We start from the raw sequence: 16,779 nt of genomic DNA on the forward strand, positions 1-16,779 counted from the left end.
TCAGTTCTCTGGGTGCGAGCAGGGGGATTGAAGAATTGGAATTCGGAAGTCTAGCGGCCGGAGGCACAGCGGGCAAACGGGGATGCCGCACCTGATGTTGTTCGAGGGGGGAGACGCTGGCCAGCCGGGACGGCGCCGTCCCGGGTTGTTACGCTGCCATGACGATCTGTGACTCATTTTCGCGTCCCCGCTCAGGATGGCCTTTGATGAATCGTCGGACCTTTCTTGCAACGACTTTCGCGGCCGGGCTCGCGACAACTCTTCAGGCGGCGGCTGGCGGGGCGAAGCGGATCCTGCTGCGGTCGTCCTGGCAGACGGTGAACATCGGCGACATCGCCCACACGCCGGGCGTGCTGGCGCTGCTCGAGAAATACCTGCCGGATGCGGAGATTCACCTCTGGCCGAGCAAGATCGACAACGGCGTCGACGAACTGCTGATGACGCGGTTCCCGAAGCTGAAGATCGTGCAGGGGGCGGACGCCCTGAAGAAGGCGTTCGCGGACTGCGACTTCCTGCTGCACGGCTCGGGGGCGTCGCTCGTGGCGCAGAAGGACGTCGCCCGGTGGATCGAGGCGACCGGAAAGCCGTTCGGGATCTACGGGATCACGCTCCCGCTGCAGTCGTCGACGGCGACGAAGCCGGCGTCCGCCGAGGCGATCGCGACGACGATCGGAATCCTGAACCAGGCGAGATTCGTGTTCTTCCGCGATTCCGTCTCGATGCAGCTGGCGAAGGACAAGGGCTGCAAGGCGCCGGTGATGGAGTTTGGGCCCGACGGGGCGTTCGGGACCGACCTGCGGGATGATGCGGCGGCCGATGCGTTTCTGAAGGCGAACCAGCTCGAGCCGGGGAAGTTCCTGTGCTGCATTCCGCGGCTGCGGTATACGCCGTACTGGGTGATTCCCGAAAAGAAGTCGGCGTTCGACGAGAAAAAGCACGCCCGCAACGAGGAGATGAAAGAGCACGATCACGCCCAGCTCCGCCAGGCGATCGTGGAAGTGATTCGTCAGACGGACCTGAAGGTGCTGATCTGCCCGGAAGACCAGACGCAGATGGCCGTCGGCAAGGAACTGCTGTTCGACAAGCTGCCCGACGATGTGAAGGGCCGGGCGGTGTGGCGGCCGAATTACTGGCTGACGGGCGAAGCCGTGAGCACGTATCGCCGGAGCGCCGGGCTGTTCGGCAACGAGATGCACAGCCCGATCATGTGCATCGGGAATGGAATTCCGGCGATTGTCTGCCGGTGGGCCGAGCAGACGAGCAAGGGCTACATGTGGCGGGATATCGGCCTGGGGGACTGGCTGTTCAACCTGGACGACGAGGCCGAGGTGGCGAAGGTGGTTCCGACGGTGCTGGCGATGGCGAAGGATCCCGTGGGGTCCAAAGCAAAGGCCGAAAAGGCCCGGGCGTTCGTGGAGAAGCGGCAGCGGGAGACGATGGGGGTGCTGAAGAAGGAGTTGGGCTGAGGCCTCAGCGTTCAGACCTCGGACCCTGGTGGCGTCACGGGTTCCTGACCACACGGGCTGGGCCGGTAGTGACGTACTTGGTCGCCCCGTGCCCGGCGTTCGGCGGTGGTTTGGGCGTTTCAGCTGGAATGACCCGCCAATCCGGCAGGACCGGGCGGGTGCCAGCCCCCGTTGACCCCCTTTTGAAGCCGCAATAAACTTCGGCCAGCAGGATGCTTGCGCCAATTTCTGCGCATCGGACGGACTCCGGTCCGGCATGTGCCTTTCACGTGCTGATGACAGATTTGCAAGCGAGACGTTCCGCAAACGCCCGCGATCCGCGCCGAAATTGCCACCCTCCGATGGCAACGACGCCCACGGTCCCGACGCTGAGCGGCCAGTTTTGCCCCTGAAGTCTTCAATCGACCAGGGATGAAGCAGCGTTTTCCTGCCCGCAGCCCACCAGGTCTGCGGTGTTCGTCTTCGGGTCGAAGACGAACGCGACTCATTTGTTCTGGAGCAGCGGACGACATGGATTTCTTCGACAAGCTCGGCGACTTCTTCAACGCCCTCACCGGGTTTGTCGAGCGCATGATCCGCAAGGTGTTCAAGTCGTCGAACGAGCGCGAAGTGCGCCGGATCGGCTTCATTCGCGAACAGGACGGATCGACCAGGATCGCCCCCGGGTCGACGCTGGACCGGATCAACCAGCTCGAGCCGGAACTGATGAAGCTCAGCGACGCCGAGCTGAGAGAGACGGCGTCAAAGATGCGGAAGAAGCTGGCGGACGGAAAAACCGTCCACGACATCCTGCCGGAAGTCTTCGCCGCCGCCCGCGAATCGGGCCGCCGCTACCTGAAGATGCGTCACTACGACGTGCAGATGGTCGGCGCGTACGTGCTGAATCAGGGCAAGATCGCCGAAATGATGACGGGCGAAGGCAAGACGCTCGTCGCCACGCTGCCGGTGGCGCTTAACGCCATGGCCGGCCACGTCCACGTCGTGACCGTGAACGACTATCTCGCCAAGCGCGACATGGAATGGATGGGCCCCCTGTACCTGGGGCTGGGCCTCACGGTCGGCTGCATCCAGTCGTCGATGCGTCCGAACGACCGCAAGCCGTCGTACGACTGTGACATCACCTACGGCACGAACAACGAATTCGGTTTCGACTACCTCCGCGACAACATGAAGATGCGGAAGTCGGAGCAGGTGCAGGGCCCGCTCGATTTCGCGATCGTCGACGAAGTCGACAACATCCTGATCGACGAAGCCCGCACGCCGCTGATCATCTCGGGCCCGGCTTCCGACGACCTCACGAAGTACCCCAAGGCCGACAAGATCGCCCGGCAGCTCATCAAGGGGACCGACTTCGAAGTCAAGGAGAAGGAACACTCCTGTCACCTGACGGATGCAGGCATCCGGCACGCGGAAGAACTGGCGGGTGTCGAAAGCTTCTACACGGCCGGCAACATGGAGTGGCCGCACCTGCTCGATAACTCGCTGAAGGCCCACTACCTGTACAAGCGGGACGTGAACTACGTCGTCGAGCGGGTCGAAGACGGCAGCATGGGCATCGTGATCGTCGACGAGCACACGGGCCGCAAGATGACGGGCCGTCAGTGGAGCGACGGCCTGCACCAGGCGGTCGAGGCGAAGGAAGGAGTGAAGATCAAGGAGGTCACGCAGACCCTCGCGACGATCACCCTCCAGAACTACTTCAAGTTGTACAAGAAGCTGTCGGGCATGACCGGAACGGCCATGACCGAGGCGCAGGAGTTCTACAAGATCTACGGTCTGGACGTAGTCGCGATTCCGACCAACCGCCCGACGCAACGCATCAACCATGCAGACGTGATCTACCGCTCCGAGCGCGAGAAGTGGAACGCCGTCTGCGACGAAATCGTGGAAGTGAACAAGACCGGACGGCCGATCCTCGTCGGCACGGTGTCGATCGAGAAGAGCGAGCGGCTGTCGAACATGCTGCAGCGGCGCGGCATCCAGCACGCGGTGCTGAACGCGAAGCAGCACGAGCGCGAGGCCGAGTTCGTCGCCCAGGCCGGGCGACTGAGCGCGGTGACGATTGCCACGAATATGGCCGGCCGCGGAACGGACATCATCCTCGGCGGCAACCCGGAGTATCTCGCCTGGGAAGTGCTGAAGACGCAGTACCCGTCGCGCCTGGACGTGCCGAAGTCGGTCTGGGACCAGATGTCGGACGAGATCGCCCAGCGGGAAGGGATGAAGGTCGAAGGGAAGAAGGTCTCTGATGTCGGCGGACTGCATGTGATCGGCACGGAGCGTCACGACGCCCGCCGAATCGACCTGCAGCTCCGCGGCCGTTCGGGACGCCAGGGAGATCCCGGTTCGAGCCGGTTCTACCTGTCGCTCGAAGACGACCTGATGCGGATCTTCATGGGCGAAAAGGTCCAGGCGATGCTCGGCTGGCTGGGCATGCAGGAAGGGGAGGCCATCGAGAGCGGGATGGTCACCAAGCAGATCGAGAAGGCGCAGAAGCGGGTCGAAGAACGTCACTTCGAAAGCCGCAAGAGCCTGCTGGAATATGACGAGGTCATGGACTTCCAGCGGAAGGAAGTCTACGGGTTCCGCCAGCGCGTGCTCGATGGCACCAACTGCCGCGACCTGATCCTCGACATGATCGACAAGCAGCTCGATCGCACGACGAAGCGTCCGGACGACAACACCGTGCTGTCGATCATGGAAGAATCGCAGATCGACCGGTTCCGCCATTTCGTTCACCCGCTGTATCGCAACGACATTGCGGCCGGGTGGGCGCGGATGGCGCTGAAGATCGAGGTCGAGCCGCAGCGTCTCGCGGACATGGACCTCGAGCAGATGAAGGACTTCCTCAGCGATGAGGCGATGCGGCAGCTGGAAGGGCTGATCCGCGAGCAGATCGACGAGAACCTGCCGCCGGAGGTGGAGCGTCGGGACTGGAACTGGCAGTCGCTGGCGGGCTGGGCCAACCGCACGCTCGGCATGAACACCAACGACCGGGACCTGAAGAAGATCAGCACGCCTCCGGGCGAAGGGGACGACATCGACCGCGAGGCGCTCGAACGGCTGATGTTCGAAGGGGCGAAGGCGTCGATCGAGCGGACCGACTGGCAGCCGCTGGAATTCATCACGTCGCCCGACTTCGCGCAGCGCCAGATGTCCGGATGGCTGGGGCAGCAGTTCGCCCTGCAGATCACGCCGGAAGAACTCGGCAGCTTCGACGAGCCCGAGAAGACGCTGACATCATTGAAGAAGACGGTTCGTGAGCGTTATCGCGAACAGGAGATCCGCTTCCCGGTCGCCATCGGCCTGACGCGCTACATCCGCCCGCAGGGAGAGAGCGACCGCGAAGGATTGATCGGCTGGGCGAGCCAGCGGTTCCGTTCGCGGCTCGATCCGGCCCGCCTGGAGAACGTCACGACCCTCCGGCAGGTCGAAGACGAACTGCTGCAGATGAGCCGGGCGTACTACCCGTCCGAAGAAGCGTTCCGGAAGTTCGACCAGGAACTCGACCGGGCGGTTGAAAGCGTCAATGGTCACCCGACGGGAGATCCGCAGAAGTTCACGCAACTGGCGCAGTTCAGCAATCAGACGCTCAGCCTCGACCTGCAGCCGCAGTCACTGGCGACGCTTCCGAAGTCGGAAGTGAAGGTCGCCGCCTACCAGGCGCTGGAGCGTCGGTACCGTCCGGAGTTCGCCGAGGCGGAGCGGGCGATCCTCCTGAGCATTCTCGACACGGCCTGGAAGGAACACCTGCTCGGGATGGACCAGCTGCGATCGTCGATCGGGCTGGAGGGATATGCCGGCAAGGATCCGAAGGTCGAGTACAAGCGGCTCGGCATGCGGATGTTCGAGCAGATGTGGGAACATGTCCGCGAACTCGTGACGTTCAACGTCTTCCGTGTCGATACGGAAAGCTCGGTCGACTACCTCGAGTCGCTGTGGGAGATCTCTTCGACGACTCACGCCGAGGCACAGTCGATCAGCGAAGAGTTCGCCGGTCAACCGGCTCCATCGCACGACGGCGGCAACGACTTCGCGCCCGGACAGGAGATCAAGGCAGTGGAGCCGATCCGGAACTTCGATGAGAAAGTCGGCCGGAACGACCTCTGCCCGTGCGGCAGCGGGAAGAAGTACAAGAAGTGCCACGGCCAGAACGGGTAGGAGAGGCGATCGCTTCTCAACCGCTCGTCGCTGGAAATGAGTTCAAGCCCGAGGGGACTCCCCGCGGGCTTTTTGCTTCCGGGCTCACGGCGGCCGGGGCGGGTATGGCCAGGGCGGGCGTCGGGCCGATCGGGAACCGGGCGAGGAAATCGGCGATCTCGGCCCCGAGCCGGGCGACCTGTGCCCCGTCGGCAATCCGGTGGTCGTACGTCAATGTGAGCCAGGCCGCGAGGCCCGGCCGGACGATGTCGCCGTCGACGACGGGCTGGCGGTCCACTGTTCCGAGCGAGAAGGTGAGTGACCGCGGCGCCAGCGGCGTCGTGATCATCGCGCCCCACTTCCCGACGCTCGAGAACCCGACGGTTCCGAAGATCTCCCGCGCCTTCGTCGGAAACGGCGCGCAGCGGAAGGTGTAGTGCAGCCAGCGGAGAACCGTTGGCAGGCCCGTGTAGGGATGCTGCGCGGCCTTGGACCCGCTGTCGCAGGCGGTGCGGGTGGCTGTCAACTGGGCGCTGATCTCGTCCAGGCTCAGAGCGGCCGCGTTTCTGAGGCAGGAGAAGCCGACGTAGGGAGCTCCGTCTGCGTTCCGGCATTCGACCGTGTAACAGATGTCGACATTCCTGTAGCGGACGATGCGTCTTGGGAACGGCGTCAGGTAGGCGTTCAACCACGGGTGCTGGGGGAGCACCTGCCCGATGGCGTGCATCACGCACGCGGAGAAGGAAGGGGCCGGCAGGCCGCGCTGGCGGCATTCGTCCCGCCGCGCCTGGACGGCGTCAAAACGGACGAGAAACATCTGGTGGTTCAGGAAGAACCGTCGCGACAGCCGCATCCCGTCCCAGATCAGCCGGCGCTGTTCCGTGAGGGGGTGGACGCTGTCTCCCTCCACCGACGCCTGGTGAACGCTCGGTGATTCACTCGTCATGGGAGGGGGCTTGCTCGAAAGACCATCAGGCACGGGACCAGACAATCCGGACCATGAACAATACATCACAATGGATCGCCGCGACCATCGAGGATTGCGGTCATTGCAGGATGGCCCGGTCATTCGGGCAATTCGGTCGAATGTTTCGCCGACTGCAACAACGCCCGTCGCATGTTTTCAGCGGCGGCGGCAGACATTTCACGATCATCGTTCGAGCCGGGGTTCTACCTGCGGCTGGCCGCGATGGTGTTGGCCCGGGCTGGCTCGGCGGTTCTGTGGTGTCTGGATGAGACGGTCGAGGGACGGTCTGTCGACGAGCTGGAGTCATCGGCATGGTGAACGGGCGGGAGTGTGACCGGGACGACAGTTCTGTGCTACAAAGCGGACGAGCGCCCATTCGTCGAACCGCCGTCAACGATCGCCCGACCTGATGCAACCTGTCTCACTGGCTCTGTTCTGGCACCAGCATCAGCCCTACTACCCGGACGACATCTCCGGTGAAACCCTGATGCCCTGGGTCCGGATGCACGGGACCAAGGACTACATCGGCATGGCGATGCATATCGCCGAGGTGCCGGAGTTCCGGTGCACGATCAACCTCGTGCCGAGCCTGCTGGTCCAGATCCAGCGGTATGTCGACGGCAAGAGCGATCGCCACCTCGACGTTTCCCGCATGCCGGTCGACGGACTCTCGGAGCTCGACTCGCACTATCTGCTGGATCATTTCTTCATGGCCTATGTGGACGGCATGATCCGTCCGCACCAGCGCTACTACGAGCTTTATCTGAAGCGCGGGCTGGGCCGGGAATCGGCGGCGTCCGTCCGGGATCGGTATTCGCAGCAGGATCTCCGCGACCTGCAGGTCTGGAGCAACCTGACGTGGTTTCACGAGCTGCTGTTCGAGCGTGATGCAGACCTGCGCGCGTTCCGTCAGAAGGGGCAGGGCTGGTCTGAGAACGAAAAGAACTGGCTGCTGGACAGGCAGCGCGAAGTGCTCGCAGAGATTGTCCCGCTGCACCGCAGGCTGTCCGAGAACGGGCAGGTCGAGCTGACGACGACTCCGTTCTACCACCCGATCATGCCGCTGCTCTGGGACAAGCGCAGCGCGCGGCAGGCGATGCCGGCCTGTGAACTCCCTCGGTACACCGATTCCTACAAGGAAGACGTCCACGAGCATCTCAGGAGGGCGGTGAAGCTCCACACCGAGTGCTTTGGAAAGCCCCCGAAAGGGATGTGGCCGTCGGAAGGCTCGGTTTCCCAGGACATCATCGCCGCGATCGCCGACGCGGGCATCGAATGGATCGCGACCGACGAAGAGATCCTGATGCAGTCGACGGACAACTTCGTCTCGCGCGACGGCCAGGGGCTGGTCACCCGCCCTGAAATGCTGTTCCGCCCGTGGCGGGTCGAGCAGGACGGCAAGCAGCTGCAGATCGTTTTCCGCGACCACGGATTGAGCGACCTGATCGGCTTCCACTACCAGCGGAATGATCCCGTGTGGGCGGCAGACGACATGCTGGGGAAGGTCGCGTCGATCGGCCGCGGCGTTGCCGGACGGATGGGGGACAGGCCGGCAATCGTGCCGGTGATCCTCGACGGCGAGAACTGCTGGGAGTTCTATCCGGATGGGGGAGTCCGCTTCCTCCGGCACCTGTACCAGCAGGCGGCCGTCCATCCGCAGGTGAAGCCGATGACGATCGGCGAGCATGTCGAGAAGTACCCGGCCACTGACCGGATCGGAAAGCTGTTCGCCGGAAGCTGGATCTCCCACAACTTCGCAATCTGGATCGGGCACGAGGAAGACCGCGCCGGGTGGGACCTGCTCCACCCCACGCGCGAGTTCCTGAAGAAGGCCACCGAGGAAAAGCGGGCATCGGCCGAGATCCTCGAGAAGGCCTGGAAAGAGCTGTACATCGCCGAAGGGAGCGACTGGTACTGGTGGTTCGGGGGAGAATTCTCGTCCGCGCAGGACGCGCTGTTTGATCTGCTGTTCCGCCGTCATCTCCAGAATGTCTACGCGCTGCTCGGCGAATCGCCTCCCGGCGCTCTGATGCGTCCCATCAAGCGGGTCGCGCAGCGGATCATCCATACGCAGCCGAAGAGTTTTCTGCGGGTGAAGGTCGATGGCCGGCAGTCGTTCTTCGAATGGCTGAACTCAGGCAGCTATCGCGCGGGCCAGGAACGCGGGACGATGGCCCAGGTGACGGAAGGGCTCGTCCGGCAGGTGCAGTTTGGCTTCGATCGCGAACGGTTGCTCGTCCGCATTGATACGACCCACGCCGCGCGGGAAGACCTGGCGGGCGTCGATGAGATCCGGCTGCGGTTCCTCGAGCCGGAGAACGTCGAAGTGCGGATCTCGCATCCCTCGACCGCCACTCCGCAGGTGCGCGTGCAGCGGGACGGCCAGCGCGTGGCCCGCTCAAAAGCCGCCGCGGCCGCTCACGAGATTTTCGAATGCGGGATCCCGCTGTCCGAACTGGCAATCACGCCGGGCAGCCCCTGCCACTGGTCGATGGAACTGTTCAGCCAGAAGCAAAGCCGGGAGCGGATTCCTTCGGAAGGGGCGTTCGAGCTGCTGGTTCCAGCGCCGGACTTCGAGCAGCGCGTCTGGCAGGCGTAACCACAAAGCACCCCGGCTGCTTTGAGCAGCCGGGGTGCTTGAGCAAAGGCGTCACCGCTGACTCGCCGCCCGTTCCCATTCGGCCACGTCGCTCTCGCTCAGCCGATACACATCAATCGAATGCCCCAGCCGCGCCACTGGTTCGAAGAACTGGAAGTAGCTGAACTCGTGGATGTTCACGGCTCTCGATCCCCCTTTGCCATCCAGGATCACATGCGGCCGGCCCATCACGAAATTGACGCTGATGGCATACACGCCCGGCTGCGGGCGTGAGGGGGGCTCATGGAACTTGATCCCGAAAAACGCAGGATCGGCCGTTCCGAAGTAGGCCAGGCCGATGTCGTCGATCTTCTCACGCCGGATGTAGTCGGCGAGGGTTTTCAGGTCCTGTCCCCAGTCGAGATTCGAATCGACGAGGTGGTAGCGCCCGCCATCGGGGCCGCCGGCAATCAGGTTGAACGACGCCAGTTCATAGGGATGACTCCACAGGCCGGCGAGAGAGGCGAAGGCGCAACCGAGGCCCGCGATCTTGAGCCAGCGGACCGGCACGGACACGAGGGCGGCCGCGGCCAGCGTCATCAGGGCGAGCGACGGCAGGACATAACGCACGCCGAGCTGCATCCCTTCGCTGGAGGCAAGAGTGATGAGCGCGGCCGCCGGGCCGACGAGAAAGACGGCGCGGCGCAGCTCGAGTCGCCGCAGGACGATGGCAATCAGGGCGATGAGGAACAGCGCCAGTGTCCCCAGGGGAGTCTTGTAGAGGATCGCTTTCAGGTAGTAGTCGGGGAAACCGGTGACGTTCCAGACTCCATCGAGGTAGACCGGGTGCTGCTGTTCCATCACCAGCCGCTGCTCATCAAGGCCAGTGAGCCACGCCGCGGGAAGGGGAACTGGGAGTCCGCTCAACGGTTGGAAGACGTTCTGAATCGTCTTCAGTGACTGGCTGCGGAGGGCATACGACGACAGCGGCCGAAACGAGCCTTCGAACAGGTAAGCCGTGTTAAGGACGAGCAGGCTCAGGGCGATTCCGGCGAGGAGGCGAGTCGCGACGGTGCGAGGAGCCTGCGGTGGACTGTCCTGACGTGGAGCGAACCACCAGCAGGCGAGCGACAACGGGTAGAGGAGAATGCAGGTGTACTTCATCGCCTGCGCAAGTCCCAGGAGCGAGCCCCAGCCGAGCGCGCGGCCCCATGTCGGCGACGCCGCGAATCGTTCCAGCGGCCACAGGACGGCAATGAAAGCCAGCGCCGCGCCCATGTCGGTCGTGACCAGCGAGCCATGCGCGATGGTAGTGGGAGACAGGCCCCACGTGATCGCCGCCACCGTGCCCGCGGCGGCGCCGAACAGCAACCCGGCCCAGCGCGCGATCAGCAGCGTCGTCACGGCGGAAAGGGCGACCATCATCAACCGGCCGTAGAAATACAGCGACTGAAATCGCTCGCGGTTCGCAGCCACGAACCGGTCGCCGTACTCGCCGGGCGGGATCGGCTTTTCCGGAACGGGCGTGCCATCGAGGAAGGCGACCGGCAGGCCGGCCCACATCCGGACGAGCGGAGGATTCAGCGGCTCCCAGTCGAACCGTGCCGTCCGCCAGTGCATGGCGCCGATCGGCAGGTGCCAGTATTCATCATGCGTCACGCTGGCTGTGGCGGCGAAATGGATCGAGAACGCCACCTGCAGCGCAATGACCAGCCAAGTCGCAGCCTTCCAGCGACGCTCGGTCATCACTCCGCCACTTGGTGGCGCACTCACCGTCGAACTCATTCTCCCGTCCAGTCCGCGGGAAGCTCGAGCGACCAGACCTCATTCGACAGCGGCCGGGCGTGGCCGCCCGCGACCCAGATTCGGTCCTTGTAGACGTAGGCCGAATGCTCGTGCCGCTCTTTCCAGACAACGTCCGACTTGAGCTGCTTCCATTCCTTACCGTCCTTCGAGTACCAGACGTCGCCCCAGTTCTGCTCGGGTACTTTCGACCAGCCGCCGAGGACCCACAGGTGGTCGCGGTACACGACCGTCGAAAACCAGATCCGCGGATGCCACGGCGCTTTCGACGTCACCTGCGTCCAGTCCTTGCCGTCCTCGGTGCACCAGACGTCGCTGACGGCGTCGTACTCGGGGAGGTAATTCCCACCGCCGATCACCCACAGCTTGCCGTCGTGAACGACCGCGCCGTGATACGACCGCGGCGACCACGGGGCATGCTCGGTTTCACAGGTCCAGGTCTTGCCGTCGGCCGACGACCAGACATCGTTCCGGCGGTCAGCCAGCGTGCTGAAGAAGTTCTCTTTCTGGCCGCCGAGGATCCAGATCCTGTCTTTGAAGACGGCCGCGCCCGCGCCGAAGCGCGGATCCCAGCAGGTCGTCGTCTCCACCTTCTCCCAGGCCGCGCCGTCCTTCGATGTCCAGATCTCGTTCGTCGCCTTCGCTCCGGGGAGCCGGCCGTTGTACCAGCCCCCCATGAACCAGACCTGATCCTTGAAGACGACGGTCATCGGCAGATCGGCCGAAGTCCAGCCGGCCTGATCGGTGAGGCGGGTCCAGTCTTTCCCGTCCGTCGAGCGCCACACATCGCGTGGATAGGGCTTCAGTGAATCGAACCAGCCTCCCATCAGGAGCATCGAGTCTTTGAAGACCACTTCGCCGGACGAATCTCGGGCCTGCCAGGGGGCGGCCGGAGTGGCTTTCACCCAGTTGAAGGTCGGCTCGTCAGCCTGCAGGAGGGACGCGGCCGAGAGCAGCGGGACCATCAGAAACAGGCCGACAGATAGGCAGCGATTCGCGAAACAGGACATCGAATTCCATGCGGATCAGAGGCGGGGAGTTGGCGGCGCTACAGCCGGCATTCTCGGCAAACTCGCCGCGAGATCGCCAGTTTCGGCAGGCCGCAAAGTTTCTCAATTCAGCGAACGGGAAAGGAGCACCGAGAGGAATTGAAGAATTCTTCTACCGAGGCCCCTCATGTCCCAGACGATTCTGCGTTCCGCCCTGTTGGCGATCACCGGTTGCGTGTTTCTGGCATCGCCCTCTCTCGCACATGCCGTCGGCCCAGACGGAACGTGGTCAGGCGAGTGGATCAGCTCGAGTAGCGGCCATCAGGGCCCCATCAAGGCCCACATCCGCCAGGTGGATGCCTGCACCTACCGGGCCTGCTTCTGCGGCCGGTTCCTGCATGTGGTGCCGTTCGCCTATTCCGTCCCGATGAAAGTGACGGGGAGGACGGCCAGCGGGGCGACGGTGCTGACAGCCCAGTCGTGGCTGCCAGGATTCGGCGACTTCACCTGCCGTGCCCACGTGTCGCAGTGCCAGTTCAATGCGTGCTACGTCTCGCCGAAGGATCGCGGCCGCTTCGTGATGACGCGGATGTGAGAAAAGGTCCCAACCGCCTGCTGGCGTCTGGGACCTTTTTCGATGGTGCTCAGGCGAGCGGCTTCAGCGGAGGCCGCCAGAGAGGAAGAAGGATTCACCGGTGACCCAGCTGGAGTCATCGCTGGCGAGATAGGCGACGGCAGGGGCGATATCGTGCGGCGCGCCGATCCGGCCCAGAGGAGCGGTGGCTTCGATCTGTTTCCGGAAATCGCTTTCGTGGATTCCGGTCGAATGCGTTCCTTCCGTCTCCACCATGCCCGGGTTGATGGTGTTGACGCGAATCTTCTTCGGACCGAGTTCGGCGGCGAGTGAGCGGGTGGCGGCGTCGACGGCGCCTTTGGTCGCGCTGTAAACCGAAGCGCCCGGAATCCGGCCGGTCGAAACGACGGAGCTGATGTTGATGATGCTCCCACCAGGCTCGGGCATGAGCTTCACGGCTTCCTGCGTGGCAAGCAGCAATCCCAGCACATTGATGTTGAACTGCTTGTGGAAGTGGTCGACGTTGATCTCGTCGAGTTGGCCGAACTCATAGATGCCGGCGTTGTTGACGAGGACATCGACCCGGCCGAATGCCTTCTTCGTTTCGGCGAACAGCTTCTTCACCTCGTCCGGTTCGGCAACGCTGGCCCCGATCGCGACGGCCTTGCCTCCTTTGGCCGTGATCTCCTGAACGACCTTGTCAGCTCCCGCCTTGCTGGAAAAGTAGTTGACAACGACGGATGCGCCCTGGGCCGCGAGTTCCTTCGCGATGCCTGCCCCGATCCCCTTCGATGCCCCGGTGACGACTGCGACTTTGCCTGCCAGTTTCTGAGACATGACTCTGCTCCTGATGTTACCCGCGTTCGCCTGAAGGCGAATCAGACTGGGAACAGTACCGGGGATGTCTGGCAGCCTTACAAGCAAAGAGGAAAGTTTCTTCGGGCCGTCACTGCAAACCTCGATGGCGCCTGCAGAAACAGCGGAGCGACTGGCTACGACCGTCTGCTCCCGACGCGAACGACAGCTCGATCCACATGTTCACGACGGAACGGCGCCGTGACTTGCGTTCACGGGGGCCCGCTACGGCCTGGCCACAGAAGCCACCGCGCCGCTCCAGCGCCGAAAGGTCAACGTCTCATCCGCGGGCTGGAACGGGTCAGGAGAGAGAGCCTCGGTCGGCCACGCCGCACAGATCTGGCGGTTGATCGTCGCGACGGCGATGACCTGGCGGTCCTGGAGGATGGAATCGACGAGCTCGCGAACGGCCAAGACCCGAGGCCGCCCGGTGCGGGCGGCCTCGAGATCAGCGTGCGTATGCCACGGCAGGCCTTCGAATCCGATGGTGATGTCGCCGTCCAACTCGCTCACCAGCAGCGTCAGCGCTCTGTCGGGGCTTTCGTGCCGCTCCACGATCTTCATCGTCGGGCGATCGTTCCTTACCGCTTCTTGTGATCCCCAACGTTCGGTGCCTTTGGCTGCGCATTCGGCCCGAAGTACCGCAGGCCCACCAGCGGTTCCGTTCCGGTGTTCTCGAATGTCACGCCTTCCGCCGCCGCCTTGGCCGTGACGAACACTTCGTCGTCGGTCATCTGGCCGAAGCGGATCATCGCCGGGGTCTGCAGCTTGAGCTTGCCGACCTTGCCTTCCCCCTGGACGGTAATCCAGCCGTAAGCGCCGCCATCTTTGATCGTGCATTTCGCGCCGGGATTCACCGTCAGCTCTTTCGCCGTGAAGAGCTGCTCCCCCTTCACCTTGCCGTAGACGATCCAGCGGTCGATGAAGCCTTCCTTCTCCGAGCCTTCGCAGACGATCGGCTCCAGGTAGTTGTTGTCCTTGAAGTTGGGATCGACGTTCGCTTCCCAGTCGAGCGCATCAATCATGTACGCGTTGTCGTTGTGCTTCTCGACCGGAAAATCCTTCGTCAGCAGCGACCGCGGAACAGCCCGGCCTTCGACCAGCGACTGGTACATGCCGAACACGTCGCTGCCCCATTGCGGTTCGTAGGTCAGCAGCGAACCCGGAGCGTGCAGCACGCACGGCGGAATGAGCCAGCCGGTGCCCGGCTTCAGGCGGTAGGCCTTCGAGAGATCGAGGATGCCGTTGTCGCCTTCGTTCCAGCGGTCAAGGCAGTCGACGGCCTGCTGCTTCGTCGTTCCGGGCTCGAAGCCCATGAACGTGTAGGGGAAGTTGTTGCCGGTCGGGTTGAGCTGCGGCGGGAAGTAGTACGACTCGGGCTTCCCTTCCTGGCCGACGAGCTTCGCCTGCTCGGCGTTCTGGTGCATGTGGTGGGGGATCGGCCCCATGTTGTCGAAGAACTTCGAGTAGACCGGCCACTTCTTGTACGTGTTCCAGATGTGGTCGCCGATCATCTCGGCCCCGAGGTCGGCCACGGCGTCGGCCAGCGTGAACTTCTCCTTGCCGGCGACGACGTAGCTGAGGCCCTCATCGTGGGCCCGGTTCTCGTTCGCGCAAATCGTTGTCGAAGCGAACCAGCGCTCATCGATGCCGCCGCGGTGCGTCCCCAGCGCGTAGTAGTCGGCCGGATGCAGCTTCAGACGCCGGCCGGGCTGGAGAAACGACCGCGGGACCCAGGTGGGCGACAGGCGAAGGATGCCGTTGGTTTCCGAGAGGGCGGCAGAGGCGAGCGACTTCACGTTCGGCATTGCAGTTTTCGCGGGGTTGGGGTCAGGCGGCCGGGGACGACCGGCATTCTGACGAGAGGACTTTGAAGTGGGTAGTGGATCGCCGGGCGGCGTTAGGGCATGATTCGTCACCCGGCGAGCCGGACCTTTCCCCTGTTTTCCCTGTCCCGCCCAACCCCGACACCCGCTACCACTTGTCTCAGGCAACCATCATCGGCGGCGGACTTGCAGGACTCGCCGCCGGCGCAGCCCTCGCGGAACGCAGTTTCGACGTGACAATCCTGGAATCGCGCCCCCGGCTCGGCGGCAGGGCCAGCTCTTTCATCGACCCGGTCACGGGCGAAACGATCGACAACTGCCAGCACGTTGCGATGGGCTGCTGCACAAACTTCAACGCTTTTTGCCAACTCGTCGGAATCGAAGGGCAATTTCGCACGGAGAGCGAGCTCCATTTCATCGGACCCGATGGGAAACGTTGTGCCTGGAAGGCGTCCTCCCTGCCGGCCCCGTTCCACCTCATGCCGGCGTTTTTCCGGCTCGGTTACCTGACGCTCCCCCAGAAGGTCACCGCCGCCCGCGGGCTGCGGTCGCTCGTCCGACACGGCGGCCGGCCAGGCGAATCGTTCGCCGGCTGGCTGAAGCGTCATCATCAGCCACCTGAAGTGATCGAACGGTTCTGGGAAGTCGTGCTCGTGAGCGCGCTCAGCGAATCGATGGACCGCATCGACGTCGGGTATGCGCGCAAGGTCTTCGTCGACGGTTTCCTCGCCAACCGGGAAGGCTGGAAGGTGATCATTCCCAACCAACCGCTCGATGAGATCTACGGCCCGGTCAAGAACTGGCTCGAGAAACGCGGGGCGACCGTCCGCACGTCGGCCGGCGTCGACCGCATCGAGTTCGAAGGGGACCGCGCCGTCGCCGTTCATCTCCGGAATGACGAAACGATCGAGGCCGACGACATTGTCGTAGCCGTCCCCTGGGATCGGGCCGAGGCTCTCGTGCAGGGAGGACTCCTCAGAAACCCAGGTTCTTTGGAGAAGCCGGGCTTCTGCAATCTGATGGAAGCCGCGCCGATCAGCAGCGTCCATCTCTGGTTCGACCGTCCGATCACCGACCTGCCGCATGCCGTCTTCGTCGGCAAGAGCAGCCAATGGCTCTTCCAGCGCGGCGAGGAAGCGTCGACCAGTGAAACCGAGTCCGCGCCTCCGGGACGCTCGTTTTACTACCAGATTGTCGTGAGCGCGAGTCGCGGCTTTCTGCAGATGGAATCGCGCCAGGCGATCGAACTCGTCCGCCGGGAACTCGCCAGCGTGTGGCCCATCGTCAACGAGGCCAGGCTCCTTCGCGGCCGCATCGTCACCGAACACAAGGCGGTATTCTCGCCTCTTCCCGGGATTGATGACGTTCGGCCGACTCAGCGGACGTCGATTCCGAACCTGCACCTCGCGGGCGATTGGACCCGGACCGGGTGGCCCGCGACGATGGAAGGAGCCGTGAAAAGCGGTTTCCTGGCGGCCGAAAGTGTCCTCGAACGATCAGGTCGGCCTGCCAACCTGATTGCCCCGCCGCTTCCGCCTGCACGACTCTCGAAGCTGCTGTTCGGCTGTTGAGCGAGTGGGC

11 protein-coding genes are annotated in these 16,779 nt (G+C 63.7%); 5 read left to right on the forward strand and 6 right to left on the reverse strand.

Annotated elements, in window-relative coordinates:
* The first annotated feature begins 206 nt into the window (after nucleotides 1-206).
* Together Pan44_RS02260 and secA are read left to right on the forward strand one after the other, a co-directional pair.
* Nucleotides 207-1,466, forward strand: a complete 1,260-nt coding sequence (locus tag Pan44_RS02260) for a polysaccharide pyruvyl transferase family protein (RefSeq protein ID WP_145026821.1) — start codon at nucleotides 207-209, stop codon at nucleotides 1,464-1,466.
* 510 nt (nucleotides 1,467-1,976) lie between these two features.
* The gene (secA, locus tag Pan44_RS02265) at nucleotides 1,977-5,627 is read left to right on the forward strand and encodes a preprotein translocase subunit SecA (RefSeq protein WP_145026823.1); all 3,651 of its coding nucleotides are present in this window, start codon (nucleotides 1,977-1,979) and stop codon (nucleotides 5,625-5,627) included.
* 16 nt (nucleotides 5,628-5,643) lie between these two features.
* On the opposite strand, the gene Pan44_RS02270 is transcribed toward secA, so the two are convergent.
* On the reverse strand, nucleotides 5,644-6,552 hold the full coding sequence (locus Pan44_RS02270; RefSeq protein ID WP_197453769.1) for a 2-oxo acid dehydrogenase subunit E2: 909 nt from the start codon (nucleotides 6,550-6,552) through the stop codon (nucleotides 5,644-5,646).
* 430 nt (nucleotides 6,553-6,982) lie between these two features.
* Between Pan44_RS02270 and Pan44_RS02275 the strand changes: the two genes are divergently transcribed.
* Nucleotides 6,983-9,172, forward strand: coding sequence for a glycoside hydrolase family 57 protein (locus Pan44_RS02275; protein ID WP_145026827.1), 2,190 nt, complete (start codon nucleotides 6,983-6,985; stop codon nucleotides 9,170-9,172).
* 51 nt (nucleotides 9,173-9,223) lie between these two features.
* On the opposite strand, the gene Pan44_RS02280 is transcribed toward Pan44_RS02275, so the two are convergent.
* Both Pan44_RS02280 and Pan44_RS02285 read right to left on the reverse strand, forming a co-directional pair.
* Complete coding sequence (locus Pan44_RS02280) at nucleotides 9,224-10,897, reverse strand: ArnT family glycosyltransferase (protein ID WP_197453770.1); 1,674 nt, start codon at nucleotides 10,895-10,897, stop codon at nucleotides 9,224-9,226.
* A 35-nt stretch (nucleotides 10,898-10,932) separates the two neighbouring features.
* Nucleotides 10,933-11,964 carry a Kelch repeat-containing protein gene (locus Pan44_RS02285; RefSeq protein WP_197453771.1) on the reverse strand — a complete coding sequence of 344 codons (1,032 nt, stop codon included), beginning with the start codon at nucleotides 11,962-11,964 and terminating at the stop codon, nucleotides 10,933-10,935.
* A 166-nt stretch (nucleotides 11,965-12,130) separates the two neighbouring features.
* Between Pan44_RS02285 and Pan44_RS02290 the strand changes: the two genes are divergently transcribed.
* A complete protein-coding gene (locus Pan44_RS02290) occupies nucleotides 12,131-12,538 on the forward strand; it encodes a hypothetical protein (RefSeq protein WP_145026830.1) in 408 nt (135 codons plus the stop codon).
* Nucleotides 12,539-12,601: 63 nt separating this feature from the next.
* Here the strand turns inward: Pan44_RS02290 and Pan44_RS02295 are convergent, their stop codons facing one another.
* The 3 genes from Pan44_RS02295 to Pan44_RS02305 all read right to left on the reverse strand — a co-directional run bounded on the left by Pan44_RS02295 (nucleotide 12,602) and on the right by Pan44_RS02305 (nucleotide 15,180).
* Nucleotides 12,602-13,354 carry an SDR family NAD(P)-dependent oxidoreductase gene (locus Pan44_RS02295; RefSeq protein ID WP_145026832.1) on the reverse strand — a complete coding sequence of 251 codons (753 nt, stop codon included), beginning with the start codon at nucleotides 13,352-13,354 and terminating at the stop codon, nucleotides 12,602-12,604.
* A gap of 243 nt (nucleotides 13,355-13,597) precedes the next feature.
* Nucleotides 13,598-13,936: a hypothetical protein gene (locus tag Pan44_RS02300; protein WP_145026834.1), complete on the reverse strand. Its 339-nt coding sequence runs from the start codon at nucleotides 13,934-13,936 to the stop codon at nucleotides 13,598-13,600.
* Between the two features lie 17 nt (nucleotides 13,937-13,953).
* The gene (locus Pan44_RS02305; protein WP_145026836.1) at nucleotides 13,954-15,180 is read right to left on the reverse strand and encodes a class I mannose-6-phosphate isomerase; all 1,227 of its coding nucleotides are present in this window, start codon (nucleotides 15,178-15,180) and stop codon (nucleotides 13,954-13,956) included.
* 173 nt (nucleotides 15,181-15,353) lie between these two features.
* On the opposite strand from Pan44_RS02305, the gene hpnE reads away from it, so the two are divergent.
* The gene (gene hpnE / locus Pan44_RS02310; RefSeq protein ID WP_197453772.1) at nucleotides 15,354-16,769 is read left to right on the forward strand and encodes a hydroxysqualene dehydroxylase HpnE; all 1,416 of its coding nucleotides are present in this window, start codon (nucleotides 15,354-15,356) and stop codon (nucleotides 16,767-16,769) included.
* Nucleotides 16,770-16,779: the final 10 nt, after the last annotated feature.

Origin of the sequence: Caulifigura coniformis (assembly GCF_007745175.1) — a bacterium.
Classification (GTDB): domain Bacteria; phylum Planctomycetota; class Planctomycetia; order Planctomycetales; family Planctomycetaceae; genus Caulifigura; species Caulifigura coniformis.